The sequence below is a fragment of the Sulfitobacter sp. W027 genome (genome assembly GCF_025143985.1).
GTDB lineage: Bacteria > Pseudomonadota > Alphaproteobacteria > Rhodobacterales > Rhodobacteraceae > Sulfitobacter.
This window is the reverse complement of sequence record NZ_CP083564.1, coordinates 1,480,037-1,505,475: the sequence shown is the minus strand read 5'-3', so window position 1 is coordinate 1,505,475 and position 25,439 is coordinate 1,480,037. Positions and strand designations below refer to the sequence as shown.

At 60.1% G+C, this 25,439-nt stretch carries 27 protein-coding genes and 1 tRNA gene; 10 read left to right on the top strand and 18 right to left on the bottom strand.

Annotated elements, in window-relative coordinates:
• Positions 1-363: 363 nt before the first annotated feature.
• From K3759_RS07390 to K3759_RS07380, 3 genes are all read right to left on the bottom strand, one after another.
• Entirely contained in the window at positions 364-921 is a 558-nt protein-coding gene (locus tag K3759_RS07390; RefSeq protein ID WP_259985335.1) for a hypothetical protein, read from the bottom strand.
• A gap of 93 nt (positions 922-1,014) precedes the next feature.
• A complete protein-coding gene (locus tag K3759_RS07385) occupies positions 1,015-1,740 on the bottom strand; it encodes an RlmE family RNA methyltransferase (RefSeq protein ID WP_259985333.1) in 726 nt (241 codons plus the stop codon).
• Positions 1,740-2,858 (bottom strand): Ppx/GppA phosphatase family protein, encoded by a 1,119-nt coding sequence (locus K3759_RS07380; protein ID WP_259985332.1) that lies wholly within the window; start codon positions 2,856-2,858, stop codon positions 1,740-1,742. The genes K3759_RS07385 and K3759_RS07380 overlap by 1 nt, the downstream gene beginning before the upstream one ends.
• A gap of 277 nt (positions 2,859-3,135) precedes the next feature.
• On the opposite strand from K3759_RS07380, the gene K3759_RS07375 reads away from it, so the two are divergent.
• The 3 genes from K3759_RS07375 to K3759_RS07365 are packed head-to-tail and all read left to right on the top strand — an operon-like array spanning position 3,136 to position 5,482.
• The gene (locus tag K3759_RS07375) at positions 3,136-3,432 is read left to right on the top strand and encodes a virulence factor (protein ID WP_259985331.1); all 297 of its coding nucleotides are present in this window, start codon (positions 3,136-3,138) and stop codon (positions 3,430-3,432) included.
• Between the two features lie 30 nt (positions 3,433-3,462).
• Positions 3,463-4,392, top strand: a complete 930-nt coding sequence (locus K3759_RS07370) for a methylenetetrahydrofolate reductase (protein WP_259985330.1) — start codon at positions 3,463-3,465, stop codon at positions 4,390-4,392.
• Between the two features lie 10 nt (positions 4,393-4,402).
• Positions 4,403-5,482 (top strand): methyltetrahydrofolate cobalamin methyltransferase, encoded by a 1,080-nt coding sequence (locus K3759_RS07365; protein ID WP_259985329.1) that lies wholly within the window; start codon positions 4,403-4,405, stop codon positions 5,480-5,482.
• 187 nt (positions 5,483-5,669) lie between these two features.
• Here the strand turns inward: K3759_RS07365 and K3759_RS07360 are convergent.
• The 10 genes from K3759_RS07360 to K3759_RS07315 all read right to left on the bottom strand — a co-directional run bounded on the left by K3759_RS07360 (position 5,670) and on the right by K3759_RS07315 (position 14,144).
• Positions 5,670-5,746 (bottom strand) — tRNA-Arg (locus tag K3759_RS07360).
• 74 nt (positions 5,747-5,820) lie between these two features.
• Complete coding sequence (locus K3759_RS07355; protein ID WP_259985328.1) at positions 5,821-7,041, bottom strand: cysteine desulfurase; 1,221 nt, start codon at positions 7,039-7,041, stop codon at positions 5,821-5,823.
• A gap of 3 nt (positions 7,042-7,044) precedes the next feature.
• Positions 7,045-7,623: a YIP1 family protein gene (locus K3759_RS07350; RefSeq protein WP_259985327.1), complete on the bottom strand. Its 579-nt coding sequence runs from the start codon at positions 7,621-7,623 to the stop codon at positions 7,045-7,047.
• A 1-nt stretch (position 7,624) separates the two neighbouring features.
• Entirely contained in the window at positions 7,625-8,107 is a 483-nt protein-coding gene (locus K3759_RS07345; protein ID WP_259985326.1) for a YIP1 family protein, read from the bottom strand.
• The gene (locus tag K3759_RS07340) at positions 8,107-9,387 is read right to left on the bottom strand and encodes a SufD family Fe-S cluster assembly protein (protein WP_259985324.1); all 1,281 of its coding nucleotides are present in this window, start codon (positions 9,385-9,387) and stop codon (positions 8,107-8,109) included. Before K3759_RS07340 ends, K3759_RS07345 begins: the two co-directional genes overlap by 1 nt.
• Positions 9,387-10,142 carry a Fe-S cluster assembly ATPase SufC gene (gene sufC / locus K3759_RS07335; RefSeq protein WP_259985321.1) on the bottom strand — a complete coding sequence of 252 codons (756 nt, stop codon included), beginning with the start codon at positions 10,140-10,142 and terminating at the stop codon, positions 9,387-9,389. Before sufC ends, K3759_RS07340 begins: the two co-directional genes overlap by 1 nt.
• An 84-nt stretch (positions 10,143-10,226) precedes the next feature.
• Positions 10,227-11,033, bottom strand: a complete 807-nt coding sequence (locus K3759_RS07330) for a polysaccharide pyruvyl transferase family protein (protein ID WP_259985319.1) — start codon at positions 11,031-11,033, stop codon at positions 10,227-10,229.
• The gene (gene sufB / locus K3759_RS07325; RefSeq protein ID WP_409202514.1) at positions 11,033-12,556 is read right to left on the bottom strand and encodes a Fe-S cluster assembly protein SufB; all 1,524 of its coding nucleotides are present in this window, start codon (positions 12,554-12,556) and stop codon (positions 11,033-11,035) included. The genes K3759_RS07330 and sufB overlap by 1 nt, the downstream gene beginning before the upstream one ends.
• A 35-nt stretch (positions 12,557-12,591) precedes the next feature.
• The gene (locus tag K3759_RS07320) at positions 12,592-13,728 is read right to left on the bottom strand and encodes a cysteine desulfurase family protein (RefSeq protein ID WP_259985317.1); all 1,137 of its coding nucleotides are present in this window, start codon (positions 13,726-13,728) and stop codon (positions 12,592-12,594) included.
• Positions 13,683-14,144, bottom strand: coding sequence for an Rrf2 family transcriptional regulator (locus K3759_RS07315; RefSeq protein WP_259985316.1), 462 nt, complete (start codon positions 14,142-14,144; stop codon positions 13,683-13,685). Before K3759_RS07315 ends, K3759_RS07320 begins: the two co-directional genes overlap by 46 nt.
• 172 nt (positions 14,145-14,316) lie before the next feature.
• Here K3759_RS07315 and K3759_RS07310 point away from each other — a divergent pair, with 172 nt between their 5' ends.
• The 4 genes from K3759_RS07310 to K3759_RS07295 all read left to right on the top strand — a co-directional run bounded on the left by K3759_RS07310 (position 14,317) and on the right by K3759_RS07295 (position 17,098).
• Positions 14,317-14,970, top strand: a complete 654-nt coding sequence (locus tag K3759_RS07310) for an alpha/beta hydrolase (RefSeq protein WP_093926309.1) — start codon at positions 14,317-14,319, stop codon at positions 14,968-14,970.
• On the top strand, positions 14,970-15,206 hold the full coding sequence (locus tag K3759_RS07305; protein ID WP_093926310.1) for a hypothetical protein: 237 nt from the start codon (positions 14,970-14,972) through the stop codon (positions 15,204-15,206). The genes K3759_RS07310 and K3759_RS07305 overlap by 1 nt, the downstream gene beginning before the upstream one ends.
• The gene (locus tag K3759_RS07300; RefSeq protein WP_259985315.1) at positions 15,203-15,787 is read left to right on the top strand and encodes an HD family hydrolase; all 585 of its coding nucleotides are present in this window, start codon (positions 15,203-15,205) and stop codon (positions 15,785-15,787) included. The genes K3759_RS07305 and K3759_RS07300 overlap by 4 nt, the downstream gene beginning before the upstream one ends.
• A gap of 96 nt (positions 15,788-15,883) precedes the next feature.
• Positions 15,884-17,098: an NADP-dependent isocitrate dehydrogenase gene (locus K3759_RS07295; RefSeq protein ID WP_259985313.1), complete on the top strand. Its 1,215-nt coding sequence runs from the start codon at positions 15,884-15,886 to the stop codon at positions 17,096-17,098.
• 125 nt (positions 17,099-17,223) lie between these two features.
• Here K3759_RS07295 and K3759_RS07290 read toward each other — a convergent pair whose 3' ends face one another.
• The gene (locus tag K3759_RS07290) at positions 17,224-17,430 is read right to left on the bottom strand and encodes a DUF6356 family protein (protein ID WP_093926313.1); all 207 of its coding nucleotides are present in this window, start codon (positions 17,428-17,430) and stop codon (positions 17,224-17,226) included.
• Between the two features lie 115 nt (positions 17,431-17,545).
• Between K3759_RS07290 and K3759_RS07285 the strand changes: the two genes are divergently transcribed.
• The 3 genes from K3759_RS07285 to typA all read left to right on the top strand — a co-directional run bounded on the left by K3759_RS07285 (position 17,546) and on the right by typA (position 20,313).
• On the top strand, positions 17,546-18,004 hold the full coding sequence (locus K3759_RS07285) for an Lrp/AsnC family transcriptional regulator (protein WP_259985312.1): 459 nt from the start codon (positions 17,546-17,548) through the stop codon (positions 18,002-18,004).
• 15 nt (positions 18,005-18,019) lie between these two features.
• On the top strand, positions 18,020-18,349 hold the full coding sequence (locus K3759_RS07280; protein ID WP_093926315.1) for a multidrug efflux SMR transporter: 330 nt from the start codon (positions 18,020-18,022) through the stop codon (positions 18,347-18,349).
• A 146-nt stretch (positions 18,350-18,495) separates the two neighbouring features.
• Positions 18,496-20,313, top strand: coding sequence for a translational GTPase TypA (gene typA, locus K3759_RS07275; protein ID WP_243263037.1), 1,818 nt, complete (start codon positions 18,496-18,498; stop codon positions 20,311-20,313).
• Positions 20,314-20,400: 87 nt separating this feature from the next.
• On the opposite strand, the gene K3759_RS07270 is transcribed toward typA, so the two are convergent.
• The 4 genes from K3759_RS07270 to recA form a co-directional block, all read right to left on the bottom strand.
• Complete coding sequence (locus K3759_RS07270) at positions 20,401-21,126, bottom strand: phosphatase PAP2 family protein (RefSeq protein ID WP_259985311.1); 726 nt, start codon at positions 21,124-21,126, stop codon at positions 20,401-20,403.
• A gap of 82 nt (positions 21,127-21,208) precedes the next feature.
• The gene (locus tag K3759_RS07265; protein WP_259985310.1) at positions 21,209-21,496 is read right to left on the bottom strand and encodes a DUF1330 domain-containing protein; all 288 of its coding nucleotides are present in this window, start codon (positions 21,494-21,496) and stop codon (positions 21,209-21,211) included.
• A gap of 5 nt (positions 21,497-21,501) precedes the next feature.
• Positions 21,502-24,159 carry an alanine--tRNA ligase gene (gene alaS / locus K3759_RS07260; RefSeq protein WP_259985309.1) on the bottom strand — a complete coding sequence of 886 codons (2,658 nt, stop codon included), beginning with the start codon at positions 24,157-24,159 and terminating at the stop codon, positions 21,502-21,504.
• A gap of 172 nt (positions 24,160-24,331) precedes the next feature.
• Complete coding sequence (gene recA, locus K3759_RS07255) at positions 24,332-25,402, bottom strand: recombinase RecA (RefSeq protein ID WP_259985308.1); 1,071 nt, start codon at positions 25,400-25,402, stop codon at positions 24,332-24,334.
• Between the last annotated feature and the right edge of the window lie 37 nt (positions 25,403-25,439).

The window sequence follows — 25,439 nt, the reverse complement described above, 5'->3', positions numbered from 1 at the left end:
GAAATGAGCCTTTTATGCTAATTGTTTCCATACCCCTGCCTTCCTACCCCCTCAGGAACGCCCTATTTGCCGGGCTTTTTAGATAAACGCCGAACTTAGGCCAAGCTAAACGCCGCGAAAGCCCGATATGTCCCAGAACCCTGAACCCGAGGAAATGAACCGGCATCGCCATCTGTTTGAGATGCTGTGCCACGCCGAGCGGGCAGCACAAACAACGGCGCGGCTTGCCCTGCCCGCCCAGCAGCCTGTGGATCAAACCATGATGGACGAACTGCGACAGGCTGCAGTGCGGTCCCTTGCCCCTGCGCCGCCTGCAGAACGCAATGGCTTCTGGGCCAGATTGCGCGCGCGGAAGTGGCGGCATCAAAAGAAGGCGGCGGCTTCCAATTCGACCGTGATCACCCCAATGATCGCGCCATTCGACGGCTCTGTAATGGGCATCGACACGCGGCTTTGATGGGCCTTTGTGCTCTCGTCGACGGCGACTTGATCGATCACGAACACCCCCGATGGCGGCGCGAAACGATTGCTGCTTTTTGGTTTCCCGCCTTTAAAATAAACCGAGGCCGTGCCGCTGGTGACCACGGTCAGCCCATAGGCGTCCAGCAACGTCACCTCGGCGATCTGACCCTCAGCACGGGCGATCTGGGCCTTTAGAAAGGCCGCGACCGAGGGGGCCTTTGCCTGCGATGTCTTGATAGCATGCCCTAACGCCGCTCCGGGCGCTGCCGCTAGGATGTTCATCTGACGGTGTCGCAGATTCTGCTCTGCAATCGCATCTACAATGCGCGCGTCATTCACCCACGTCATCAGCTCCCGGTCGATGTAATCGTTGATTGCCCACGGGACTTCGGACGCAGTTACCCTGAGACCTGAACACAGGACGAAGATGAGCGATACAATTGGTAGGTGTCGTAGCATCGGGGAGTCCTCATGAGGTGAGCGGCCAAAGGACCGCGGGAGGACTGCACCCTAGCTGTCGATTGGTTTACGCCTCATGAACGGCACCGCTGCTCAGGTCTCTTCACCCTTGAACCCGGTGGCTACCACGAATTTCTCCGAGGAATCCGCACGGCTCGCCGGGGGTTTGATATTGGCGACCTTGGTAAAGCGGCGCTTCAGCAGCTTTTGCAACTCACCCTCTGCGCCACCGGCCAGAACCTTGGCCACGAAAGTGCCACCCTCTTCCAAGACATCGAAGGCGAAATAGGCCGCCGCTTCGCAGAGCGCGATGATCCGCAAGTGATCCGTCTGCTTATGCCCCGACGCGGAGGCAGCCATGTCCGACATCACAACATCGGCCTTGCCGCCGAGCCATTCCTTAACCTTCAGGTCCGCGTCGTCTTCCATGAAATCAAGCTGGTGCAATTCGCAGCCGGCAATCGGCTCCATCTCTTGCAGGTCGACGCCGAGAATGGTGCCCACCTGTTTTCCCGACCGCTCGCCCAGCACATTACAGCGTTTGACGGCCACCTGACACCAGCCGCCCGGCGCCGCGCCAAGGTCAACGATCCGCGCACCCGGCACGAGGAAGCGGAATTTGTCATCCAATTCCATGATTTTATAGGCTGCCCGCCCGCGATAGCCTTCGGCCTGCGCGCGTTTGACGTAAGGATCGTTCAACTGCCGCTGCAGCCAGCGGGTTGAACTCAGTTTGCGCCCGCGTGCAGATTTCACCTTGACCTTCAGGTCACGCTGACCGCGCCCTGAGGTATTCTTTCCGTCCGGTGTCTTGGCCATCAAAAGACCCCTTCTTCTAATACGCCATCGGCGCTCATCTGTGCATATAGCAGGCCTTCGCGCAGACCGCGATCCGCAACTGACAGCCTGTCGGTCGGCCAGCAGCGCATCAGCGCCTGCAAAATCGCAGCCCCCGACATGATTAGCGCGGCCCGATCCTGCCCGATCCGGGGATCCGCGCGTCGTCCGCCCGGTCCCATCGCGATATAAGAATGGATCACCTTATCGATCTGCGCGCTTGTCATGCTAAGGCCGTCGACCTTGGTGCGGTCATAGCGTTTCAGGTTCAAGTGGCTCGCCGCTACGGTGGTCACGGTGCCCGAGGTGCCGACGATCTGGAACCGCTTTTGCGACTGGATCGTCTGGTAGGGCGTGAAATCGGTGAGGTTTTCTTCAAAAAACCAGCTCATCAGAGCAAACCGCGCGGCGTCATCCTCTACGTCGGAAAATTGATCGCGCAGGGTCGCCACGCCCAGGGGCACGCTGATCCAATCCACAACCCGCGCCGAGGGCACATCGGATTTAGCCTGATTGAACCCACCCTGCAGCCGCATGATCGACCGCGCGCGATCAGCCCGCGGCACTTTGGAGATGTCGATCCAGACCAGTTCGGTTGAACCACCGCCGATATCAACGACCAGCAAGTTTTCCGTCCTGCGGCTCACCAGCGGCGCGCAGGAGATCACGGCAAGCTGGGCTTCTTCCTCGGGGCGGATGATGTCAAGCTTGAGGCCGGTTTCGCGCTGGATACGGCGCATGAACTCCGCGCCGTTATGTGCGCGGCGGCAAGCCTCTGTCGCCACAAGACGCATGTTCTGCACCTTGTTACGCCGCAGTTTCTGCTGGCAAATACGCAATGCCTGAATGGTGCGCGCCATCGATCCGCGCGACAACCGCCCGGTTTTTTCTAAACCGGCACCCAATTGGACCGATTTTGAGAAACTGTCCACCACATGGAAACCGCTGCCACGAGGCTGGGCGATCAACATGCGGCAGCTATTTGTACCCAGATCTAGGGCCGCATATAGCTCATTAGATCTGGGCGGAACTGGCGCGGGGCTCAGAGCCGGAATGTCCTTATCGAGCGCACCCGCACCTTTGGGACGCTGTGGCGCCATGGTTACGCGCCTTTCATATCGAGTTGTCCCCAAGGTATTCTCTGCGCAGTGCCGGTGCAAGAGGTCGCGGCGGCTTGGGCCATTTTCCGCGGCGTATTCTTTGGCCCCGGCTCACAATCATCTTGAGAATAATGGGGGCGCAGAGCCCTCGTGATGGCCCGCCCGATGCGTTATCACCACCCCAAGTCGCGGATGGGTCGTGTTTCGTCGAAAAACGGCCCTGTCCTGACCGCGACGCTCGTTAGACAGGCTTAAACCGGACCGGAGGAATCTTCCCATGCCCGCAGTCACGATCGTTTATTGGCGCGATATTCCGGCTCAGGTCATCGTCGGCAAGGGCCGCCGTGGCTCCAAACGCCAGCTGCCCGAACGCTTTGAACAGGCGATCGACCGCGCGGCAATGAAGATTGGCGCCGAGGATACCGACGCCTATCTGGCGGAATGGCGCAAGGCGGAGCCCTTTGAGGTTGAGGGCGATCCTGATGCCATCGCCGACGCCGAAGCTGCCCGGATCGATGCGGAATACGACCGCGACCGTATTAAGCAACTGATTAACAACGACGGCTGGGCATAGCCTGCCAGCCCTATGATCAAGGACACGCTCATGGCACTTTTAAACTTCCGCAAGAAAGAAACGCCCGCCCCACAGGCGCCGGTGGCCGAAGTTGAGGCGCTATTGAAAGATTATTCGATCGAGGTGATGCCCCGCACCGCCGAGAAGGTCGAGGATTTCCGCGTCCTGCTGCCCGAAGGCACCCGCGTCTATATCGCCCATATCGACGGCACACCGATCGAGGATATGGTCGCCACCGCCGCGCGGCTGAACGCCGATGGCTTCAAGGTCATGCCGCATTTCCCGGCCCGCATCATCAAGGATCGCGCGACGCTGGCCGATTGGATCGCCCGCTATCAAGGAGAGGCAGACGTGCGCCAGGCGCTGCTGCTGGCGGGCGGTGTTACCGCTCCCGTGGGGGAATTCAGCGACTCCATGCAGCTGATGGAAACGGGACTATTCGATGAGGCTGGCTTCACACGACTGCATGTGGCGGGCCATCCCGAAGGCAACCGCGACATCGACGCCGACGGGGGCCGCTTGAACGTCGATGCCGCGCTGCAATGGAAAAACGATTTCCAAAGCCGCACCGATGCGGAGATGGCCATCGCCACGCAGTTCGCCTTTGAAGCGCAGCCGATCATCGAATGGGCCGACAGCCTTAAGGCCGCAGGCATCACCCTACCCATTCACATCGGCATCGCAGGGCCCGCCAAACTGCAAACGCTGATCAAATTCGCCATCGCCTGCGGTGTCGGGCCCTCGCTCAAGGTGCTGCAGAAACGCGCGATGGATGTCACCAAGCTGCTGTTGCCCTATGAGCCCGCAGATGTGATCAGTGAATTGGCCGCCTACAAGGCAGCACACCCGGACTTTAACATTACCCATGTGCATCTGTTCCCGCTCGGCGGGATCAAGACCAGCGCCACATGGGTCCAAGAAAACGGCGGCGCCTCTGGGGTGCCCGCCGACGCAGCCTAAAGGAAATTACATGACCAGAACCGTCATCGAATCCAAGACCAAGACCGCCATCATCGGCTTTGACGAGCCGTTTTGCGTGATCGGAGAGAGGATCAACCCCACAGGCCGCAAGATCCTTAGCCAAGAGCTTGAGCAAGGCGATTTTTCTAGAGTTGAGGCCGATGCCATTGCACAAGTCGCCGCAGGTGCCACGGTGCTGGATGTGAACTCGGGCGCGGTTTTCTCCAACAAGATGGCCGAAGACCCTCGCTACGCCGACAACAACTTTGTCGAGCCGATGCTGATGCCGGAACTAATCAAAGTGGTGCAAAACGCCGTCGATGCGCCAATCTGTATCGACAGTTCGGTCCCCGGCGCGCTGGAAGCGGGTCTTGAGGCCTGCGAGGGCCGCCCGCTGCTGAACTCCGTCACCGGTGAAGAAGAGCGGCTCGAACTCGTGCTGCCGCTGGTCAAGAAATACAACGTGCCGGTGGTGGCGATCTCAAATGACGACACCGGCATCTCTGAAGATCCAGACGTACGCTTCGCTGTGGCGAAAAAAATCGTCGAACGCGCCGCCGATTTTGGCATCCCGGCGCATGACATCGTCGTCGATCCGCTGGTCATGCCAATCGGCGCGATGGCGACAGCGGGCCATCAGGTCTTCACCCTCGTGCGCCGCTTGCGTGAGGAATTGGGCGTGAACACCACCTGCGGTGCGTCGAACATTTCTTTCGGTCTGCCCAACCGCCACGGGATCAACAACGCCTTCCTGCCGATGGCGATGGGTGCTGGCATGACAAGCGCCATTATGAACCCGGTCGCGGTGCCGCTGAACGCGGTCAAGATCGCCGAAAAACGCGCTGAAATGTCCGCAGCTGGCATCATCCTACCCGAAGAGATGGACGACGAGACCTTCGCGACGCTCTTCAACCTCGGCTCCACCAAACCCCGTCCGGGCAAAGAGATGGAGGCGATCCGTGCCGCCAACTTCCTCTTTGACCGTGACCCCCACGGCAGCGCTTGGATCGAGTTCAACAAGGTTGCCCCCAAAGCCGGTCACGAAGGCCGGGGCCGCGCAGGCCGCACCGGCGGACGCCGCCGCCGGTAAGCTACTCACGCTTCCTAAAAGACCCCGTCAGCATCGCTGCGCGGGGTCTTTTTATGTGACTATCACTTTCCCGTACCGCAGCCAGAGACAGCCCTCGGGCAAGCTGCCGAGCCATTTGAACGAAACGAAGTGATCCCGTTCGAACACTCGGGGGCGAAGAGATGACGCGTAACGATATCGGGAAAGATGGCGGACCCTAGAGGATTCGAACCTCTGGCCTCTGCCTTCGGAGGGCAGCGCTCTATCCAGCTGAGCTAAGGGTCCACTGAGAGGCGGTATAGCCAGAGCGCGCCGCCCCTGCAATGGGAAATCAGGGTGCGGGGGCGGCGAAAATGGGCTCAGGCAAAAAGATCATGCGCCAACTCAAGCGCATCAACCAATGTGTCGACCTCGGCGCGGGTGTTGTACATGCCAAAGGACGCGCGGCAGGTGGCCGAAACGCCGAGATGTGTCATCAAGGGTGCCGCGCAATGGTGCCCTGCCCGCACCGCAACGCCCTTTTTGTCAAGCACGGTTGAGATGTCATGGGCATGGGCCGCACCGTCCAATGTAAAGCTGAAGATGGCCGCTTTGTCGGGCGTCGTGCCCTGCAGGTTCAGCCAGTTCAGACCGCCGAGACGTGAAACGGCGTAGTCGCGCAGATCGTCTTCATGCGCAGCGATATTCTCCATCCCCAGATCCATCATGAAATCCAACGCCACACCAAGGCCGATGGTGGCAACGATACCGGGCGTGCCAGCCTCGAACATCATCGGCGGGTCGTTGTAGCTCACCGCGTCTTTCGTGACCTCGCGGATCATGTCACCGCCCCCGATGAAGGGGCGCATCTCGGCCATCCGCTCGGACTTGATATAGATGGCGCCAGAGCCCGAGGGGCCATAGAGCTTGTGCCCGGTGACGGCATAGAAATCGCAGCCAATGTCCTGCACATCCACCGGCATATGCACCGCGCCCTGTGAGCCGTCGACCAGCACCGGAACGCCTCTCTCATGCGCCGCCGCTGTGATGGCTTTCACGTCAACCTTGGTACCCAAGACATTGGAAAGATGAGAAATTGCAACCAGTTTGGTCTTCGGCCCGATGGCATCGATTACCGCCTGTGGGTCCAACGCGCCCGTGGCGTCCACATCGACCCACTTCAGCACCACGCCTTGGCGTTCGCGCAGGAAATGCCATGGCACGATATTGGCATGATGTTCCATTACCGACAGAACGATCTCATCACCCGCCTGCATCCGCGGCATTGCCCAGCCATAGGCGACGGTGTTGATCCCCAAGGTCGCACCGGTGTTCAGCACGATCTCATCTTCCGATCCGGCATTGAGAAAACGCGCAACCGTGCCACGCACGCTTTCGTATTTGTCAGTCGCCAAATTAGAAAGGTAGTGCAAGCCACGATGAACATTGGAGTATTCTTGGGCGTAGGCTTGGGTGATCGCGTCGATCACAACCTGCGGCTTTTGCGCCGATGCGCCATTGTCGAGATAGACCAGCGGCTTGCCATTCACCTCACGGCCAAGGATCGGAAACTGCGCCCGGACGGCTTCAACGTCGAACATGACTTAAACTCCTTGGGCAGTGAGCCCGATCAAAGACAGCAAGAGGCCAAGACCCAGCAAGACCCCAAGCGCGGCCCCCGCCAGCACGGCGGCGGCATGCAACAGCCCCGGCAGATGCAGCAGTTCGGCCACGAAATTCAGCAAGATCCAAAGACCCCAAAAAGTAACAACGAAAGAGGCCAGCAGCGCGACAGGCGGCAATGCCAATGTCAGCAGCAAGATCCCCAGTTGCGCGCAAAGCCGCAGCGCTTGTAGCCACACAACAGCGGCCAAGAGCGGCTCGACCGCGCCCTGCCCGCCCATCGCCCGGCCAACCCAAGACAACGCATGGACATAAAGCAGCATCAGCCCCACCAGCAGCGCAAAGAGGATCAGGGGCGATTGGAAATAGCCGGGCAAGGCCATGGCCGGCGGCGCAATGGCGAACATGGCAGAAATCACCAGCGCGTTAAGCGCCGCCACCAAAGCAAGCGCGGTCCAGATTACCTCACGCCCCAAAGGCAGAGCAGCGATATGCTGGGCCGCCGCGCGGGGGGCGCGCAGCGTAGTCTGCACCAGCGGGATCAAGGTTTCACTGTTCATCTCAACCCCGCTGCGCCGCAAGGAGGCCCGAAACCCAGAACCAGAAAAACACCGCCAACCAGACCAGCCCCACGATCTGGGCCTGAAGGCCCGGCCCGATGAAGCCAAGCGAAAGGCCCAGCAGCAGCAGGATCGGCGACGAGGCGAGGAGCGACCAAACCAAGGTCAACCGCACCGCATAGCCGGTGAGCCGCTGCCCCGCGATGCGGCTGATCGCCCAGATCATCGCGGCAAAGCCGTAGAGCAGCAGCGGCATCAAGAAGATCCAGAAGAACGCGCTCCAATACTGCCGGACCGAGAGTGGGCCTTCGGGATCAAGATGCGCCGCACGCGCCTGGTACGGAGACAGGGCCACGAAAATCAGCAGCCCCGCCATCAGCGCGAACATCAGCAAGCGCACTTCGTTGCGGCCTTGCGCCAGCAGCCCCGACATCACTTTGCCGGGGCCGCGATAGGTCGCCACGATATCGCTGGTCACAGCCATCAGCTGCTACGACGCTCCAACCACGAGCTGAGACGCCCGTTGATCTCCTCGCGCAGACCCTCGGCTTCGATCTCCTCAACCGCTTCGGCGAGGAAAGCGAGGGTCAGAAGGTCGGTGGCCTCGTTGTGCGACACACCCCTCGCGCGCAGATAAAACAACGCCTCCTCGTCGATCGCGCCCGATGTGGACCCATGCGAGCAGGCCACGTCGTCAGCGTAGATTTCGAGCTCCGGCTTGGCGAGGAACTGGCTGTCGCCATCCAGCAGCAGCGACTGGCTGATCTGGTAGCCATCGGTCTTCTGCGCGCCTTCTTTGACGAGGATCTTGCCTTGGAACACGCCGGTTGCGCCGTTGCGCAGCACCTTCTTATAGACCTGACGGCTCTCGCAGTTCACCGCGTCATGGGTGATGAAAACCGTATCATCGTGGTGGAAATCACCATCGCCGACACAGGCACCCGCCACATGGGCCGAGGCATCATCGCCGGTCAGTTCGATCACGCATTCATTGCGCGTCATCGCGCCGTTGACAGTGACGGTGAAGCTCTTGAACAGGGATTCGGTGCCGAGGCGGGTAAACAGATGCGTCGCCGCACGGCGTTCATGGTCGCGGCCCTGTGCGCGGACGTGGTGGAAGCGCGCGGTGTCGGCCACCTCAACTTCCATCACTGTGTTGAAGCGTGCAGCGGCGGGGCCGTTTTCCAATAGGGTCACTTCGGCCCCGGCGTCGAGCTTTACCAAATGATGCAACATCGCGTCAGAAGTCTCTGATTTGTGTTGATAAACCAGATTGATCGGTTTGCTTGGGCTGCCGGTGACATGGATCAACACACCATCCGTGGCGAAGGCTGTGTTCAGCGCCGCGAGGGGCCGTGCGACCGGGGTCTGGCCGTTCTTTTCCAGCGTCCCATAGAGGTCGCGCGCCCAGTGCAGATCGGTATTGGATTCGGCCAAACGCTCGATCTTTACTCCTTCCAGCGAAAGGTCATCGGAGGCTTCCGCGTCGAACACGCCATCGACGAAGACAATCCTCAGACGGTCGGTGCTGTCAAACAACGGCGCATCGCCGTGGTCGAAAACTGCGGCAGGCAGTGCCTCGGCCTGTGTCAGCGTATCCGGGCGGGTGAACTTCCAATATTCATCACGGCGCTGTGGCAGGCCCATGGACCGGACCCGCGCCAGCGCGTCTTCACGCGCCGTCTGCGCCCAGCCACCCTGTGGCATGCTCAGCGACGCGATCATCGCTTCGGTTGCGGTTTCTTGCAGTTTCGCTTCGGCCATTACACCACCTCGGAGAGGATGTCGGCGTAACCGTTGTTTTCGACTTCAAGCGCCAGCTCGGGTCCGCCGGTCTTGATAATGCGGCCGTCGGACATGATGTGCACGACGTCTGGCTTGATATGGTCCAGCAGGCGCTGGTAGTGGGTGATCACGAGGAAGCCACGGCCTTCGGTACGCAATGCGTTGACGCCCTCGGCGACCAATTTCATCGCGTCCACATCAAGACCGGAGTCGGTTTCGTCCAAGATGCACATCTTTGGTTCAAGCATCGCCATCTGCAGGATTTCGTTGCGCTTTTTCTCACCACCCGAGAAGCCCATGTTGACAGGGCGCTTGAGCATGTCGGCGTCGATCTTAAGGTCCTTCGCCTTGGCGCGGATCACCTTGAGGAAGTCAGCCGCCGACATTTCCTCTTCGCCGCGGGCCTTGCGCTGAGCGTTTACCGCGGTGCGCAGGAAGGTCATGTTACCGACGCCGGGGATTTCGACCGGATACTGGAAAGCAAGGAAGAGGCCCGCTGCAGCGCGCTCTTCTGGTTCCAGTTCCAACAGGTCATTGCCTTCGAGCGTGGCGGAGCCTTCGGTGACTTCGTAGCCGTCTTTGCCCGACAGCACATAGCTCAGCGTGGACTTGCCCGAGCCGTTCGGCCCCATGATGGCATGCACCTTGCCGGCTTCGACTTCCAGATCGACGCCTTTGAGGATCTGCTTGTCCTCTTCTTCCAGTTTCACGTGCAGGTTTTTGATGCTCAGCATTTCGGTCTCCTTCTGGCGCCACGTCGCGCCGCAATTGTCATTATTTCGGTTTTTGAACAGGGGCTTGCCCCTGCGTGTTAAAGTTCATGCCGCCCCCTGACGGGCGCAGAGCGCGGCGGGAAAGCTGTCCACCAGCGCTGCGCGGCAGGCATTGATGCCGTCCTCATAGGAAAGCGGCGCGTCGGGTTTTGGAGCGTTGGCGATGTCGCTCACAGCAAGCGGTGCGCGCATGGAACGGCCTACAGAAGCAGCATAGTCGTGGAACTTGAGACGGCCCTGTCCTTCGGGCGCAACCCAGGTGTTCGCCACGCCATAGGCATCCGCCGTGATCAGCCCGTGCAGGGAGGAGGCAAAGACATGGGCGCAGGAGGCGATGGCGGCGCAGACCTGCTCGGCGGGGTCACGCGGATCGATCAGCACATAGGCGCTGTCCGAGGCCACGAGGTCCAGAAGCTCCGGGTCATCCGCCAGCGTGTGATGCGGCACGATGCCGATCTTGTCGGCGCGTGGCGCGTCGCTGGGCAACACCTCGTTCACCAGCAGCCCCGGATCGCCAAAGGCATCGGTCTCGATCCCCAGCAGCGCCGCGGTCACCGGCCCGCGCAGCAGCGCAACCTCGACGTTCTTCAAAAATCCGCGCCCGCCCGGGGGCCGCAGCAAGCCGCTCCCCCAGATCACAGGCTTTGCCCCTTCGCGCGGCGTATCAAAATTGCGCCGCACGATCTGTAGGAGCGACCCAAGCGCAAAGACCTCGGCCTCATCCACCGACGCATGCACCACCCGCCGCCCTGAGACATGGCTCAGGATCAGCGGGCTCAGCGCATCGCCGAAGTTCGGCTGCGCCTTCCACCAGTGCAGGCGGAGGGGAGTATGCGCCGCATCAAGGCTCATCAGCCGACGGAGCCTTCGAGCGAGATCGCTACAAGCGCCTGTGCCTCCATGGCGAACTCCATGGGGAGCGCTTGCAGCACGTCCTTGCAGAACCCGTTCACTACGAGGGCGACGGCCTCTTCCTCGTCCATGCCACGCGAGCGGCAGTAGAACATTTGGTCGTCGTCCACCTTGGAGGTCGTCGCCTCATGCTCCACGCGGCTCGAGTTGTTCTTGACCTCGATGTAAGGCACGGTATGCGCCCCACATTCCGAGCCGATCAACAGACTGTCACACTGGGTATAGTTGCGCGATTCCTTGGCCTTAGGGTGCATCGAAACGAGGCCCCGGTAGGTGTTCTGCGCCTTGCCCGCCGAGATGCCCTTGGACACGATGCGCGACTTGGTGCGCTTGCCAAGGTGGATCATCTTAGTGCCGGTGTCGGCCTGCTGCATGTTGTTGGCGATGGCGATGGAGTAGAACTCGCCCTGGCTGTCGTCACCGCGCAGGATGCAGGAGGGGTATTTCCACGTCACGGCAGAGCCGGTCTCGACCTGCGTCCACATCACCTTGGCCCGGTCGCCCCGACAATCGGCGCGTTTGGTCACGAAGTTATAGATGCCGCCCTTGCCGTTTTCATCACCGGGATACCAGTTCTGAACGGTGGAGTATTTCACTTCGGCGTCTTCTTCGATGATGATCTCGACGACGGCCGCGTGAAGCTGGCTCTCGTCCCGCTGAGGCGCGGTGCAGCCTTCGAGGTAGCTCACGTAAGAGCCCTTGTCCGCGATGATCAGCGTCCGCTCAAACTGGCCGGTGTTTTCGGCGTTGATGCGGAAATAGGTCGACAGTTCCATCGGGCAGCGCACGCCCGGCGGGACGTAGACAAAGGACCCGTCGGAGAAAACGGCGGAGTTCAGCGTGGCGTAGAAGTTGTCCGAAACCGGCACGACCGAGCCAAGGTACTTCTTCACCAGATCGGGGTATTCGCGGATCGCTTCCGAAATCGAGCAGAAGATCACGCCGGCCTTCTTCAGTTCCTCTTGGAAGGTTGTGCCAACGGAAACGGAATCGAACACCGCATCCACAGCCACTTTGCGGCCCTCGGCAGGTGCATCTTCGGCGCCCTCGACACCGGCAAGGATCATCTGTTCCTTCAGCGGGATGCCCAGCTTCTTGTAGGTATCAAGCAACTTCGGATCGACGTCATCGAGCGATTTCGGCTTGACCGCCATGCTCTTGGGCCGGGCATAGTAATACTGCTTCTGGAAGTCGATCTCGGGGTAATCGACCATCGCCCAATCGGGCTCTTTCTTGGTCAGCCAGCGGTCATAGGCCGCCAGACGCCACTCGGTCATCCACTCGGGTTCTTCGTTCTTCTCCGAGATCAGACGCACGATATCGGGGTTCAGCCCCATCGGGGCGTAATCCATCTCAATATCCGTGGACCAGCCGTATTTGTATTTGCCGCCAACTTCGCGCACGGCGTCCACGGTCTCCTGGTCGACGCCTTCCTTGACGCCATCTTTTTCTTTCAGGGTCACATTATCCAAGGTCTCGTTCCTTTCCGTGGGGGCGCTCAGGCGGCCCGCGTTTCGTGCTTTTTCATTTTTGCGATCCAGCTCGACGCGAACCGCAAGACATCTTCCCGGGTGGTGTTCAGACCCAGCGACACCCGGATCGCGCTGGCGGCCTGTGTTTCATCAAAGCCCATGGCGCGCAATACGGCACTGGCGCGCACCTTGCCGCTGGAGCAGGCCGACCCGGCTGAAATGGCAAAACCTGCAAGGTCCATCTGCATCACCTGAGTCTCGCCTTTCCAGCCGGGCGTGATGATGCAAGACGTGTTGGGCAGGCGCGGCACATCTTTCCCTACAAAAATAGTCAGACTTGAAGCATCTGCAAGGGTTGCTTCCAGCAAATCGCGCCGTTCAGCTACCTCTTCCCACCGCCCCGCGGCCACATCCGCCACTGCAGCTTCGGCCGCGGCACCAAAGCCCGCGATTCCGGGGATATTTTCGGTGCCAGAGCGGCGGCCCATTTCCTGCCCGCCCCCACGCAGCTGCGCCGCCACATCTATGCCCCGCTTGACAATCAATGCGCCGATGCCTTTCGGCCCGCCGAGTTTATGGGCCGAAACAAGGATAAAATCCGCGCCGGAGGTGGCCATCTTGAACCGCGTCTTACCAAGCGCCTGTACGGCATCGACCAGCACGAAGGGTGTTTTGTCCATCGCCCAGCACTGCTGCGCCAAAGGCATGGTCTTTTGCAAAACGCCGGTTTCACTGTTGGCGGCTTGCAGGGCGACGACCTCCGCATCCTCAACGGCGCTCAGATCACCGTCCCAAATGCCAGTCGCATCCACGTTTAACCGCTCTGCCTGCCCCCAGGACAAGACCGCGTCATGTTCCACCGCAGACGTCACAACACGCGCGCCCAGAGACGCGGCAAGTGCCGCCGCCTCCGTGGCACCGGAGGTAAAGATCACATCCACCGGATCACATCCGACCAACTCCGCCACCTGCGCGCGCGCACGCTCGACCACCGCCTTGGCCGCCCGCCCTTCGGCATGCACCGAAGACGGATTACCGGGCAAATCCATCGCCGCAATCATCGCCACGCGCGCCTCGGGCCGCAACGGCGTGGTGGCGTTATGGTCGAGATAGGTTCTCACGCGTCGTCCACCACAGCAAAAAGGTTCGGCACCGCGGGGCATGGGGCAAGTTCGTTTTCTACCACGTCCGACAGCCGGGTCTGGTGCAAAAAGACATAGACATGCGCGCTCAGCCCCTGCCATAGCCGATTGGTCAGCGATTGCGCCCGGCTGCCCGAGAGCCCGCCGGACGCACCCGCGCCCTTATGCATCGCGTCCACCGTCTCATCCACCGCCGCCAGCACATCCACCACGCGGATATCCACAGGGGAGCGCGCCAAACGGTAGCCCCCACCGGGGCCGCGCACAGAGCTCACCAGCTCGGCCCGGCGTAATTTGACAAAGAGCTGTTCCAGATAGGGCAAAGAAACCGACTGCCGCTCTGCAATGTCGCCCAGCGATACGAGAGAGCCCTCAGGTTGGAGGGCAATATCGGCCAAAGCGACCATGGCATAGCGCCCTTTGGTAGATAGCTTCATCGTCTTACCCTCATTCGCCGTGCCATATGATTGACGTGGGCGGCTTAAATGCCTAAGTCCAAAGACTGATCCACGCGAGACTGCGCGGAACCAGATTAGAACCGTTCTAAGGTGGCCTAGCGAATTCGTCAACTATTCGCGGCGATCTTTGAACCCCCAGACAGGGACACCCATGCCCGAGGTTATTTTTCCCGGACCCGAAGGCCGCCTTGAAGGCCGCTACCACCCCCAAAAAGAACGTGACGCCCCGATTGCCATCGTGCTGCATCCGCATCCACAGTTCGGCGGCACGATGAATCACAAGGTTGTCTATAACCTGCACTATGCGTTCTACAACATGGGTTTCACCGTGTTGCGCTTTAACTTCCGCGGCGTAGGCCGCAGCCAGGGTGAATACGACCAAGGCATCGGCGAATTGTCCGACGCGGCTTCGGCGCTTGATTACTTGCAGTCGATGAACAACAACTCCAAGCATTGCTGGGTTGCTGGTTTTTCCTTCGGCGCATGGATCGGCATGCAACTGCTGATGCGCCGGCCTGAGATCACCGGCTTCATCTCGGTCTCGCCGCCCGCGAATATGTACGACTTTTCGTTCCTCGCCCCCTGCCCGGCCTCAGGTCTGGTCATCAACGGCACTGCCGACCGCGTGGCGCCGCCTGCGGACACGACCAATCTGGTCAGCAAGCTGCATGAGCAAAAAGGCATCACGATCACCCATCAGGAAGTCGAAGGCGCCGGGCACTTCTTTGAAGAGCCGCATATGGACACGTTGATCACCTCGACCAGTGACTATGTGAAACGCCGTCTGACGGAATCCACGCGCTGATGGCGGATGCGGTCGTTATCGAACTGGCCAATAAGCTTGCCGAGGAATGTCTCGCTGTGCAGGCCGAGACCGGTGAAGAACGGCTGTTTATGGAAGTCGGCGAGGTGCTTGGCGCCTCGTCGCAAACGCTCGAAGAAGCCTTTTTGACGGCCATCCGTACGCGGATGGCCAATGACAAGGCGCGCGGCTTTCTCGCTCGCAAGTTACGCGAACATCGTGGCAAGGCAGGCGCATGACCGAGCGGCTCGACCAGCAGATCGCCTTTCTGAACGAGGCCGATAAGCTCAAGACCATCCTGCGCGGCACCACCCTGTGCGATGCTAGCCGGGCGGAGAATTCTGCCGAACACTCATGGCACCTGACCCTTTATGCGCTGGTACTGGCCGATCAGGCCGGGCCGGGGGTGGACATCAACCGCGTCATTAAAATGCTGATCCTGCACGACCTTGTTGAGATCGACGCCGGCGACAATCCGATCTTTGGCGACTACGACGCTGCCGATATGGAAGCGCAGGAACAAATCGCCGCCGACCGGATCTTTGGCTTGCTACCCCCCGATCTGCGCGATGACCTGCGCGAGATTTGGGAAGAGTTTGAAGCCGCCGAAAGCCCCTCAGCGCGCTTTGCCAAATCGCTCGATCGATTCCAGCCGCCCATGCAGAACCTCGCCTCGGGCGGTGGCAGTTGGACCGACTACAATGTCTCAGAGGCGCAGATCGAAGAGAAGGTGGGCAGCAAAATCGCCATTGGCGCCCCTGCCCTTTGGGCCTACGCCCGCGCCCGCATCAGCAGCTTTTTCGCCGGGGTCGGCGCCTAGGCGCGACCTTCGGCATACCATGGTATACGATCTTCCTCTCTGGCCCCGAATGGGCTAAAGCACGGGCAAATGCATCCTCAACCAAAGGAATTCGTCATGTCGAAGATTAAGGTAGAAAACCCCATCGTCGAACTCGACGGCGATGAGATGACCCGGATCATCTGGGATTTCATCAAGAAGAAGCTGATCACGCCCTATCTCGACGTCGACCTGAAGTATTACGACCTCGGCATGGAAGTCCGGGATGAGACCGACGATCAGATCACCGTCGACGCGGCCCATGCGATCCAAAAACATGGCGTTGGCGTGAAATGCGCGACCATCACGCCCGATGAAGCGCGGGTTGAGGAATTTGGCCTCAAGCGCATGTACCGCAGCCCGAATGGCACGATCCGCAATATTCTGGGCGGCGTGATCTTCCGCGAGCCGATCATTTGCCGCAATGTGCCGCGCCTTGTGCCGGGCTGGACCCAGCCGATCGTCGTGGGTCGCCATGCCTTTGGCGACCAATACCGCGCCACTGATTTCCGTTTTCCCGGCAAGGGCAAGCTGACGATCAAATTCGTTGGCGACGATGGCGAGACCATCGAGAAAGAGGTCTTCGACGCGCCCTCCGCCGGTGTCACCATGGCCATGTACAACCTCGACGATTCGATCCGTGATTTCGCGCGCGCGTCTTTTAACTACGGTCTGAACCGCGGCTGGCCTGTGTATCTTTCGACCAAGAATACAATTCTAAAAGCCTATGACGGGCGCTTCAAAGACCTGTTCCAAGAGATCTTTGACGCTGAATTTGCCGAGGATTTTAAAAAGAAGAGCATCTGGTACGAACACCGTCTGATCGACGACATGGTCGCCTCGGCTATGAAATGGTCGGGAGGCTATGTCTGGGCCTGCAAGAACTACGACGGCGACGTGCAGTCCGACACCGTGGCGCAGGGCTTTGGCTCGCTCGGTCTGATGACCAGCCAGCTGATGACCCCCGATGGCAAGATCGTGGAGGCCGAGGCCGCCCACGGCACCGTGACGCGCCACTACCGCCAGCACCAGAAGGGCGAGGAAACCTCGACCAACTCCATTGCGTCAATCTACGCCTGGACCGGCGGGCTGAAGCACCGCGGCAAGCTGGACGATAACACGGCGCTGATCAACTTCGCCGAGACGCTGGAGAAGGTCGTAGTGGATACGGTCGAGGCGGGCTTCATGACCAAAGACCTCGCGCTGTTGGTTGGCCCCGATCAGGGCTGGCTAACGACCATGGGGTTCTTGGAGAAGGTGGATGAGAACCTCAACAAGGCGCTGGCGGGCTGAACTGGCACGATGCAAGATGACAGGGGGTCGCAGCGATGCGGCCCCTTTTTTCGTAGGCCCGTTGGGATCAAGCTACAAGCGCCTTCTGATCGCCGACCCGCGGGCAGCCGCTGGCCCTCAATCCCCTACTGCCCCCGGTTATGCGTTCGCGCGTAAAGCTTGGCGATGATCCCGCTGGCGGTCTTCTCGAACAGGCAGGGGATAAGCGCATGCACCAGTGCCGCACCCGCCGCTGCAAAAAGCAGGCCCGAGAACTTCAGCGCGAAGGCCATATGTTCAAAGAATGTCTCATCCACCTTGGCGGGATGGTCGAGGAAGATGCGTGCGATCATGGAAAACTCCTGTAACTGACTTTGCATCAAAATAGACCAAAAGCCCTGTGACGTTTTCTCAAATCTGTGCAGATATATACTTGCCTATGGGAAAACTTCCCGCCAGATTTCCTAGATGACAACACTTGATGAAATTGACCGGCGCTTATTGGTCGAACTGCAACGTGATGCGGCCCAATCGCTCGAAGCGCTTGGCGCGGCGGTGAACCTATCGCGTAACGCCTGCTGGCGGCGCATTCGTACGTTGGAAAAGGCCGGCATTATTAAAGGCCGCGTGACCCTCTTGGACGCCGCAAAACTTGGCCTTGGCCTTAGTGTCTTCATCCAAGTGCGCACCAACGCCCATGCGCCCGACTGGCTTGAGAAGTTCTCCAAAGCCACGCAATCCATGCCCGAAATCCTTGGTGTCTACCGCATGACCGGGGATCTGGACTATTTGATCCGGGCGCGGGTTGCGGATATGGCGGGTTACGATCAATTGTATCAAGATCTCATTCGCCGGGTGCCGCTTTCGGATGTCTCGGCCAGTTTCGTGATGGAAGAGATCAAGGAAACCACGCAACTCCCCCTTTGATAAAGGCGCGCCCCCATGCACTACCTGTGGCTGTTCATCGCGATCATCGCGGAAACCATCGGCACGACCGCGTTGCAAGCCTCGCAGCAGTTTACCCGGCTTTGGCCCTCGGTGGCGGTGGTCGTGTTCTATCTCGTGTCGTTTTATTTCATGGCGCTGGCGCTAAAGGTCATGCCGGTTGGGATTGTCTATGCCATTTGGTCGGGCCTTGGCATCGTCTGCATCGCAGCGATTGGCTACTTACTTTTTGACCAACGGCTTGATGGTCCGGCCCTGCTCGGGCTGAGCTTTATCATCACCGGCATTCTGATAATTCATCTCTTTTCCGGCACGACCACCCATTAAAGTGGCAGGCGCGCAGCGATGGACCGCGCAAGCGGCATCCATCGGGCATTAGGGCTAGCAATTGCAGCCGGGGCGCGGTATGGGCGGCGCAATTATTCGCGCAGCTTCAGGCTGGCGCGCCACTCCCCTATCCAAAGGCTGACTTAATGGACCTGCGCAACATCGCAATTATCGCTCACGTCGACCACGGCAAAACGACGCTGGTAGACGAGCTTCTGAAACAATCCGGCACCTATCGTGAAAACCAGGCCACGACTGAGCGTGCCATGGACAGCAACGATCTGGAACGCGAGCGCGGCATCACCATCTTCGCCAAGCCGACCTCGGTCGTCTGGAACAACACCCGCATCAACATCGTCGACACCCCCGGCCACGCCGACTTTGGTGGCGAAGTCGAGCGCATCCTGTCGATGGTTGACGGTGTGGTCCTGCTGGTGGATGCCGCCGAAGGCCCAATGCCGCAGACCAAATTCGTGACCTCCAAGGCGCTGAAACTGGGCCTGCGCCCGATCGTCGTGCTCAACAAGGTCGACAAGCCCGACGCCGAGCCCGACCGCGCGCTCGACGAATGCTTTGACCTTTTTGCCAGCCTTGACGCCACGGACGAGCAGCTTGAATTCCCGCATATGTACGCCTCTGGCCGTTCCGGCTGGGCCGATGCCGAGCTTGATGGCCCGCGCAAAGACCTGAACGCGCTGTTTGATCTGATCCTCACGCACGTCCCTGCCCCCAAGCAGATTGAAAACGCCGATAAGCCCTTCACCATGCTGGCCACCACCCTTGGCGGTGATCCGTTCCTGGGCCGTCTGCTGACCGGTCGTGTGGAAACCGGCACATTGAAAGCCGGCCAGACCATCAAAGCAATGTCGCGCGATGGCACATTGATCGAAAACTTCCGCTGCACCAAAATCCTTGCCTTCCGCGGGTTGGAGCAGACTGCCATCGAACTTGCCGAAGCGGGTGACATCGTGTCGATCGCGGGCATGACCAAAGCGACAGTGGCCGACACATTGGCCGATGCATCGGTTAGCGAAGCCATCCCGGCACAGCCGATCGATCCGCCTACCATCACTGTGACCTTTGGCATCAACGACAGCCCGCTGGCGGGCCGTGACGGCAAGAAAGTCCAGTCCCGCGTGATCCGCGAGCGCCTGATGAAAGAAGCCGAATCCAACGTCGCGATCAAAATCTCCGACACACCGGGCGGCGACGCTTTCGAAGTGGCCGGTCGTGGCGAATTGCAGATGGGCGTTCTGATCGAAAACATGCGCCGCGAAGGGTTTGAGCTTTCGATCTCCCGCCCGCAGGTTCTGTTTCAAGAGATCGACGGCGTCCGCCACGAGCCCATCGAAGAAGCCACCATCGACGTGGATGACGAATACTCCGGCGCGGTTATCGAGAAAATCACCGGCGCCCGTAAAGGCGAGTTGGTCGAGATGAAGCCAGCCGGTGCGGGCAAAACCCGCATCATCGCGCATGTCCCATCGCGCGGGCTGATCGGGTACCACGGCGAATTCCTGACCGACACGCGCGGTACCGGCGTCATCAACCGGGTCTTCCACTCTTGGGCCCCGCACAAGGGCCCGATCCCGGGTCGTCGCGCGGGCGTTCTGATCTCCATGGAAAACGGCACCTCGGTGGCGTTTGCTCTGTGGAACCTCGAAGAGCGCGGCAAGATGATGATCGGCGCGCAGGCTGACGTCTACACTGGCATGATCATCGGTGAGCACAGCCGCGAGAATGATCTTGAAGTGAACCCGCTGAAGGGCAAAAAGCTGACCAACGTGCGCGCTTCGGGCACTGACGAAGCGGTGCGCCTGACCACGCCAATGTCGCTGAGCCTCGAAGAAGCCATCGCCTATATTGACGATGACGAGCTGGTCGAAGTGACGCCAAACGCCGTTCGCCTGCGCAAGCGCTACCTTGACCCGCATGAGCGTAAGCGGATGGCCAAAGCCGGCTAAGTGGCCTCATAGATTACGAAAAACGGCAGCCCATCCGAACGATGCGCTGCCGTTTTTATGTGCGGAGAGAGTTAGCGCAAGGCGTTGCTAAGTATCGCTCGCCTCCTGTTCGATATGCCCACGCTTGGCCAGACTGCGCGCGACGAGCAGACATAGCACTGCCCAAGCACCGCCGCCCAGCCACCCGGCTGCCACATCGGTCGGCCAGTGCACCCCCATATAGACCCGGCTCATGCCCACCAGCAGAGTGAGCATCACGGCGACAGCCAGCGTATAGGCTTTGAGCGCCCATCGCTTTTGCGCCCGCGCCACCATCGCCCCGAGGGTCAAATACGCCACCGCGGCCATCATCGAATGGCCCGAGGGGAAGCTCGCCGTGTGCACCAGCGATCCATGCGGCACAAGGTCGGGACGTGGACGGTCAAAAAATTCCTTGGCGATGCTGCTCAGTACGATCCCGCCGCCGACGGTCACGAGGATATAAAGCGCAGTGGACCACCGCCGCTGCAGCATGAAAAAGACCGCGACTACCACCGTCGTCATCACCAAAACCGCTACGCCGCCCAAGGCTGTCAGGTCGCGCCCGATCTCCTCCACCCACCAAGGGCCGATGGGGTCAGATAGATCGCCGGGGGTTCGGAGGAATAAAAGAATGTCGCGATCAAGGCTGCTGGTGCTGCCAGCAACGACCTCTTCGGTCAGTTCCGCCAAGGTCCAGACTGCGATAATCGAAAGGCTCATTAAAGCGAGCGTGGTCACTTCCACATGGCGGCGGCACCAATGGGCGAAGGCGGATATGCGGTCGAGGTTCATAGGGCTCAACCTCAGTTTCAAAGGTTGGTTCCCGCTGAGCAATTAAAGCGCCCCGCCTTTTGCTAAAGCGGGGCCGCTCAGATCATTCGTCGGTTTCGACGATAATCAATTCGCGCTCAGACGCGCCGCGCGCATGGTTTAGTGCCGCTTGGTAAGCATCTGAGTGATAGCATTTTTCTGCCGTTTCAACGTCTGGAAAACGCGCCACTACATTGCGGGGCCGCTCCTTACCCTCAAGCTGAACAAAACGCCCGCCGCGTGCGATGAACTTGCCACCATGGGCGGCAATCGCTTCGGTCGCACCGGCGGCGTATTTCTTATACGCCTCTTCGTCGGTGACGGTGACATGTGCAATCCAAAGTGCGCCCATGGGTCTTATCCTTTCAAAACGTTTTCAGCTGCAGCAATCGCCGCATCCGCATTCTCTGCCGAGGCGCCGCCGCCCTGGGCCATGTCAGGCCGACCGCCGCCGCCCTTTCCGCCCAGTTCAGCCACCGCCGCCTTGACCATGTCGACCGCGGAGAGGCGATCTGTCAAATCCTTCGTCACACCGCCTGCCACAGCGGCCTTGCCCCCGGTGTCGGCAATTAACAGCACCGCGCCTGAACCAAGCTTGGCCTTATGTTCATCCACGAGTCCCGGCAAATCTTTGCCCGTCACGCCGCTCAACACTTGGCCCACGAACTTAATCCCGTTGACCTCACGCGCCTCGGGAGCAGCGGCCCCGCCGCCCGACATCGCCAATTCGCGGCGCAGCTGCGCCACCTCGTTGGAGAGGCTCCGGCGTTCGTCTAGCAGCGCGCGCACCCGCTCCGGCACATCGCTGGTCGACGTCTTGAGCTCTGCTGCCACCCGGCTCAGGGCCGCCTCTTGCTCGCGCAGCCATGCCAAGGCTTCGGTTCCAGTCAGGGCTTCGATCCGTCGCACGCCCGCGCTGCTGGCACTGTCGCCCAGCAGAACAAACGCACCGATATCGCCGGTCTGACGCACATGCGTGCCGCCGCAAAGCTCCAGCGAATAGGTCGATTTGTCGCTGCCTTTGCCCGAGCCTTCCATTTGCCCCATCGAGACGACCCGCACCTCATCCCCGTATTTCTCGCCAAAAAGCGCCTGTGCGCCCATGGCCCGCGCGTCATCCGGGGTCATGATCCGCGTTTCCACCGGGGTGTTCTGACGGATATAGTCGTTCACCTCGCGCTCGACTTGCGTGAGCTCCTCTTGCGTCAGCCCTTTGGCATGGGAGAAATCGAACCGCAGGCGGTCATGCGCATTGAGCGAGCCACGCTGCGACACATGATCGCCAAGCGCATTGCGCAGCGCTTCGTGCAGCAGGTGCGTGGCCGAGTGGTTGGCCCGGATTGCCGTTCGCCGTAGGCGGTCAACTTCCAGCACCGCGGTCTGGCCCGGCTTTACTTCGCCTTCGACAACATGGCCGAAATGCACGAATACGCCAGCCGACTTGCGCGTATCGGTCACATTCACGATGCCGGTCTGCGTGCGGATCACACCGGTGTCACCCACCTGCCCGCCACTTTCGGCGTAGAAGGGAGTCTGGTTCAGCGCGACTTGGACGTCGCTGCCCACGGCTGCGGCGTCGATCTTGTCGCTGCCCTGTACCAAGGCCACGATCTGCCCCTCGGCGCTTTCGGTGTCATAGCCCAAAAACTCGGTCACGCCGCTTTTGTCAGCCACGTCGAACCAAACGGTGGCATCCGCCGCCTCACCCGATCCGGCCCAAGCCGCGCGGGCCTTGGCCTTCTGCGCTTGCATAGCCGTGTCGAACCCTTCGGTATCCACCGCGCGGCCCTTTTCGCGCAGCGCATCCTGCGTCAGGTCAAGCGGGAAACCGTATGTATCATAAAGCTTGAACGCCGCCTCCCCCGGCAGGGTCGCACCTTCGGGCAGACCACTCAATTCATCATCCAGCAGCTTCAATCCGCGATCAAGCGTTTGACGGAAGCGTGTTTCCTCAAGCAGCAAGGTCTCGCGGATCAGCGATTGCGCCTGCCCCAACTCAGGGTAAGCCGCACCCATCTGCTGCACCAAGGACGGTACCAGTTGATGCATTAAGGGATCCTTAACGCCGAGCAGATGCGCATGGCGCATGGCCCGGCGCATGATCCGGCGCAGCACATATCCGCGGCCTTCGTTCGAGGGCATCACCCCATCGGCAATCAAGAAAGAGGTCGACCGCAGGTGGTCCGCGATGACCCGGTGATGGGTCTTGCCGGGCCCATCCGGATCGGTCGAGGACGCATGGGCGCTGGCCTCAATCAAGCTGCGCATCAGATCGGTGGCGTAGTTGTCATTGGTGCCTTGCAACAGAGCCGCGACCCGCTCAATCCCCATACCGGTATCGATGGACTGGTTCGGCAAAGGCTGGCGGGTGCCATCTTCGAACTGCTCGTACTGCATGAAAACGAGGTTCCAGATCTCGACAAAACGGTCGCCGTCCTCCTCGGGCGATCCCGGAGGGCCGCCCCAGATGTGGTCGCCGTGATCATAGAAAATCTCGGTACAGGGGCCGCAGGGGCCGGTGGGGCCAGCGGACCAAAAATTATCATCCGTGGCGATGCGAATGATGCGTTCGTCCGATAGGCCGGTGTGGGCCTTCCAGATTTTAACCGCTTCTTCATCCGTATGGTAAACTGTGACCAAAAGCCGGTTTGGGTCGATGCCGAACTCCTTGGTCAGCAGGTCCCAAGCAAAGGGGATCGCTTCAGATTTGAAGTAATCGCCGAAGCTGAAGTTGCCCAACATTTCGAAAAACGTGTGATGCCGCGCGGTATAGCCCACGTTGTCGAGGTCATTGTGCTTGCCGCCCGCGCGCACACATTTTTGCGCCGAGGTGGCGCGGCTGTAATCGCGGGTCTCAACACCGGTGAAGAGGTTCTTGAACTGCACCATGCCGGCCGCGGTGAACATCAACGTCGGGTCATTGCGCGGGACCAGCGGGCTGGAGGGCACGACCTGATGCCCCTGCGCATCGAAATAATTCAGAAAAGTTGAGCGAATGTCATTCAGCGTCTTCATGGGCGAGGCCTTCCGGGGCAGATTGGGTCGGTCCCAAATACCCCTCAGCCCCGGCGCTGTCTACCGCAACTACACATGAAAAGAAGGCGCAAGCTTTGGCCAGACCACATGAAAAAGGGGCGCGGCCCATGGCCACACCCCTGTTCACGATCACATTGCATCCTATGCCGGATCAGGCTTCAAGGATATCGGCGTCGTCGCGGTCCGACCCCTGAAAATCCAACCCATGCGAAGCGCGGATTTTGTCTTCGATCTCATTCGCCATGGCGGAGTTCTCTTTCAAGAAGGTCTTGGCATTCTCGCGCCCCTGCCCGATCCGCTCATCGCCGTAGCTGAACCAAGAGCCAGATTTGTCCACCACCCCAGCTTTGACCCCAAGATCGAGCAGTTCGCCCATCTTAGAGATACCTTCGCCATACATGATATCAAACTCAACCTGCTTGAAGGGCGGTGCGACCTTATTCTTCACGACCTTGACGCGGGTGGCGTTGCCGACAACCTCATCGCGATCCTTCAAAGCGCCGATGCGACGAATGTCGAGACGGACCGAGGAGTAGAATTTAAGCGCGTTACCACCAGTCGTGGTTTCGGGCGAGCCAAACATTACGCCGATCTTCATCCGGATTTGGTTGATGAAGATAACCATACAGTTCGACCGGCTGATCGAGCCGGTCAGCTTACGCATGGCTTGGCTCATCAAACGGGCCTGAACGCCAACACTGCTATCGCCCATCTCACCTTCAAGTTCCGACTTGGGCGTCAGCGCCGCGACGGAGTCGACGATGACCATGTTCACGGCACCTGAGCGCACCAGCGTATCGGTGATCTCCAGCGCCTGCTCACCCGTGTCGGGCTGCGAGATCAGCAGCTCGTCAATGTCCACGCCGAGTTTCTTCGCATATTGCGGGTCCAGCGCGTGTTCCGCATCCACGAAAGCACAGACACCGCCAGCTTTTTGCTGTTCCGCCACGCAATGCAGGGTCAGCGTTGTCTTACCCGACGATTCCGGCCCATAAATTTCAATGATACGCCCCATCGGCAGACCGCCGATGCCAAGCGCGATATCAAGGCCAAGCGAGCCAGTAGAGCTGGCCTTGATGTCCTGGATCGCCCCTTCGGCGCCCAGCTTCATGATCGACCCTTTGCCGAACTGACGTTCGATCTGGGCCAGCGCGCTGTCGAGCGCCTTTTGCTTTTCCGCGGTTTTCTTGCTGTCCATTGTCAAAAGATCTGCCGTTGCCATTAGGTTCATCCCTTAGTGTCACAGTGGCGTCCCGGCG

What these genes read in the sequence shown, in the direction of transcription:
- K3759_RS07285 (WP_259985312.1), top strand. Translation starts at nt 17,546, where the DNA reads ATGACAACACTTGATGAAATTGACCGGCGCTTATTGGTCGAACTGCAA.
- K3759_RS07355 (WP_259985328.1), bottom strand. Translation starts at nt 7,041, where the DNA reads ATGTTCGACGTTGAAGCCGTCCGGGCGCAGTTTCCGATCCTTGGCCGT.
- sufC (WP_259985321.1), bottom strand. Translation starts at nt 10,142, where the DNA reads ATGCTGAGCATCAAAAACCTGCACGTGAAACTGGAAGAAGAGGACAAG.
- K3759_RS07380 (WP_259985332.1), bottom strand. Translation starts at nt 2,858, where the DNA reads ATGGCGCCACAGCGTCCCAAAGGTGCGGGTGCGCTCGATAAGGACATT.
- K3759_RS07305 (WP_093926310.1), top strand. Translation starts at nt 14,970, where the DNA reads ATGGCGGATGCGGTCGTTATCGAACTGGCCAATAAGCTTGCCGAGGAA.
- K3759_RS07310 (WP_093926309.1), top strand. Translation starts at nt 14,317, where the DNA reads ATGCCCGAGGTTATTTTTCCCGGACCCGAAGGCCGCCTTGAAGGCCGC.
- K3759_RS07345 (WP_259985326.1), bottom strand. Translation starts at nt 8,107, where the DNA reads ATGGCTGTGACCAGCGATATCGTGGCGACCTATCGCGGCCCCGGCAAA.
- alaS (WP_259985309.1), bottom strand. Translation starts at nt 24,159, where the DNA reads ATGAAGACGCTGAATGACATTCGCTCAACTTTTCTGAATTATTTCGAT.
- K3759_RS07365 (WP_259985329.1), top strand. Translation starts at nt 4,403, where the DNA reads ATGACCAGAACCGTCATCGAATCCAAGACCAAGACCGCCATCATCGGC.
- K3759_RS07265 (WP_259985310.1), bottom strand. Translation starts at nt 21,496, where the DNA reads ATGGGCGCACTTTGGATTGCACATGTCACCGTCACCGACGAAGAGGCG.
- K3759_RS07390 (WP_259985335.1), bottom strand. Translation starts at nt 921, where the DNA reads ATGCTACGACACCTACCAATTGTATCGCTCATCTTCGTCCTGTGTTCA.
- K3759_RS07370 (WP_259985330.1), top strand. Translation starts at nt 3,463, where the DNA reads ATGGCACTTTTAAACTTCCGCAAGAAAGAAACGCCCGCCCCACAGGCG.
- K3759_RS07330 (WP_259985319.1), bottom strand. Translation starts at nt 11,033, where the DNA reads ATGAGCCTTGATGCGGCGCATACTCCCCTCCGCCTGCACTGGTGGAAG.
- K3759_RS07385 (WP_259985333.1), bottom strand. Translation starts at nt 1,740, where the DNA reads ATGGCCAAGACACCGGACGGAAAGAATACCTCAGGGCGCGGTCAGCGT.
- recA (WP_259985308.1), bottom strand. Translation starts at nt 25,402, where the DNA reads ATGGCAACGGCAGATCTTTTGACAATGGACAGCAAGAAAACCGCGGAA.
- K3759_RS07290 (WP_093926313.1), bottom strand. Translation starts at nt 17,430, where the DNA reads ATGATCGCACGCATCTTCCTCGACCATCCCGCCAAGGTGGATGAGACA.
- K3759_RS07280 (WP_093926315.1), top strand. Translation starts at nt 18,020, where the DNA reads ATGCACTACCTGTGGCTGTTCATCGCGATCATCGCGGAAACCATCGGC.
- K3759_RS07295 (WP_259985313.1), top strand. Translation starts at nt 15,884, where the DNA reads ATGTCGAAGATTAAGGTAGAAAACCCCATCGTCGAACTCGACGGCGAT.
- K3759_RS07375 (WP_259985331.1), top strand. Translation starts at nt 3,136, where the DNA reads ATGCCCGCAGTCACGATCGTTTATTGGCGCGATATTCCGGCTCAGGTC.
- typA (WP_243263037.1), top strand. Translation starts at nt 18,496, where the DNA reads ATGGACCTGCGCAACATCGCAATTATCGCTCACGTCGACCACGGCAAA.
- K3759_RS07340 (WP_259985324.1), bottom strand. Translation starts at nt 9,387, where the DNA reads ATGGCCGAAGCGAAACTGCAAGAAACCGCAACCGAAGCGATGATCGCG.
- K3759_RS07315 (WP_259985316.1), bottom strand. Translation starts at nt 14,144, where the DNA reads ATGAAGCTATCTACCAAAGGGCGCTATGCCATGGTCGCTTTGGCCGAT.
- K3759_RS07270 (WP_259985311.1), bottom strand. Translation starts at nt 21,126, where the DNA reads ATGAACCTCGACCGCATATCCGCCTTCGCCCATTGGTGCCGCCGCCAT.
- K3759_RS07320 (WP_259985317.1), bottom strand. Translation starts at nt 13,728, where the DNA reads ATGCCCCGCGGTGCCGAACCTTTTTGCTGTGGTGGACGACGCGTGAGA.
- K3759_RS07350 (WP_259985327.1), bottom strand. Translation starts at nt 7,623, where the DNA reads ATGAACAGTGAAACCTTGATCCCGCTGGTGCAGACTACGCTGCGCGCC.
- K3759_RS07300 (WP_259985315.1), top strand. Translation starts at nt 15,203, where the DNA reads ATGACCGAGCGGCTCGACCAGCAGATCGCCTTTCTGAACGAGGCCGAT.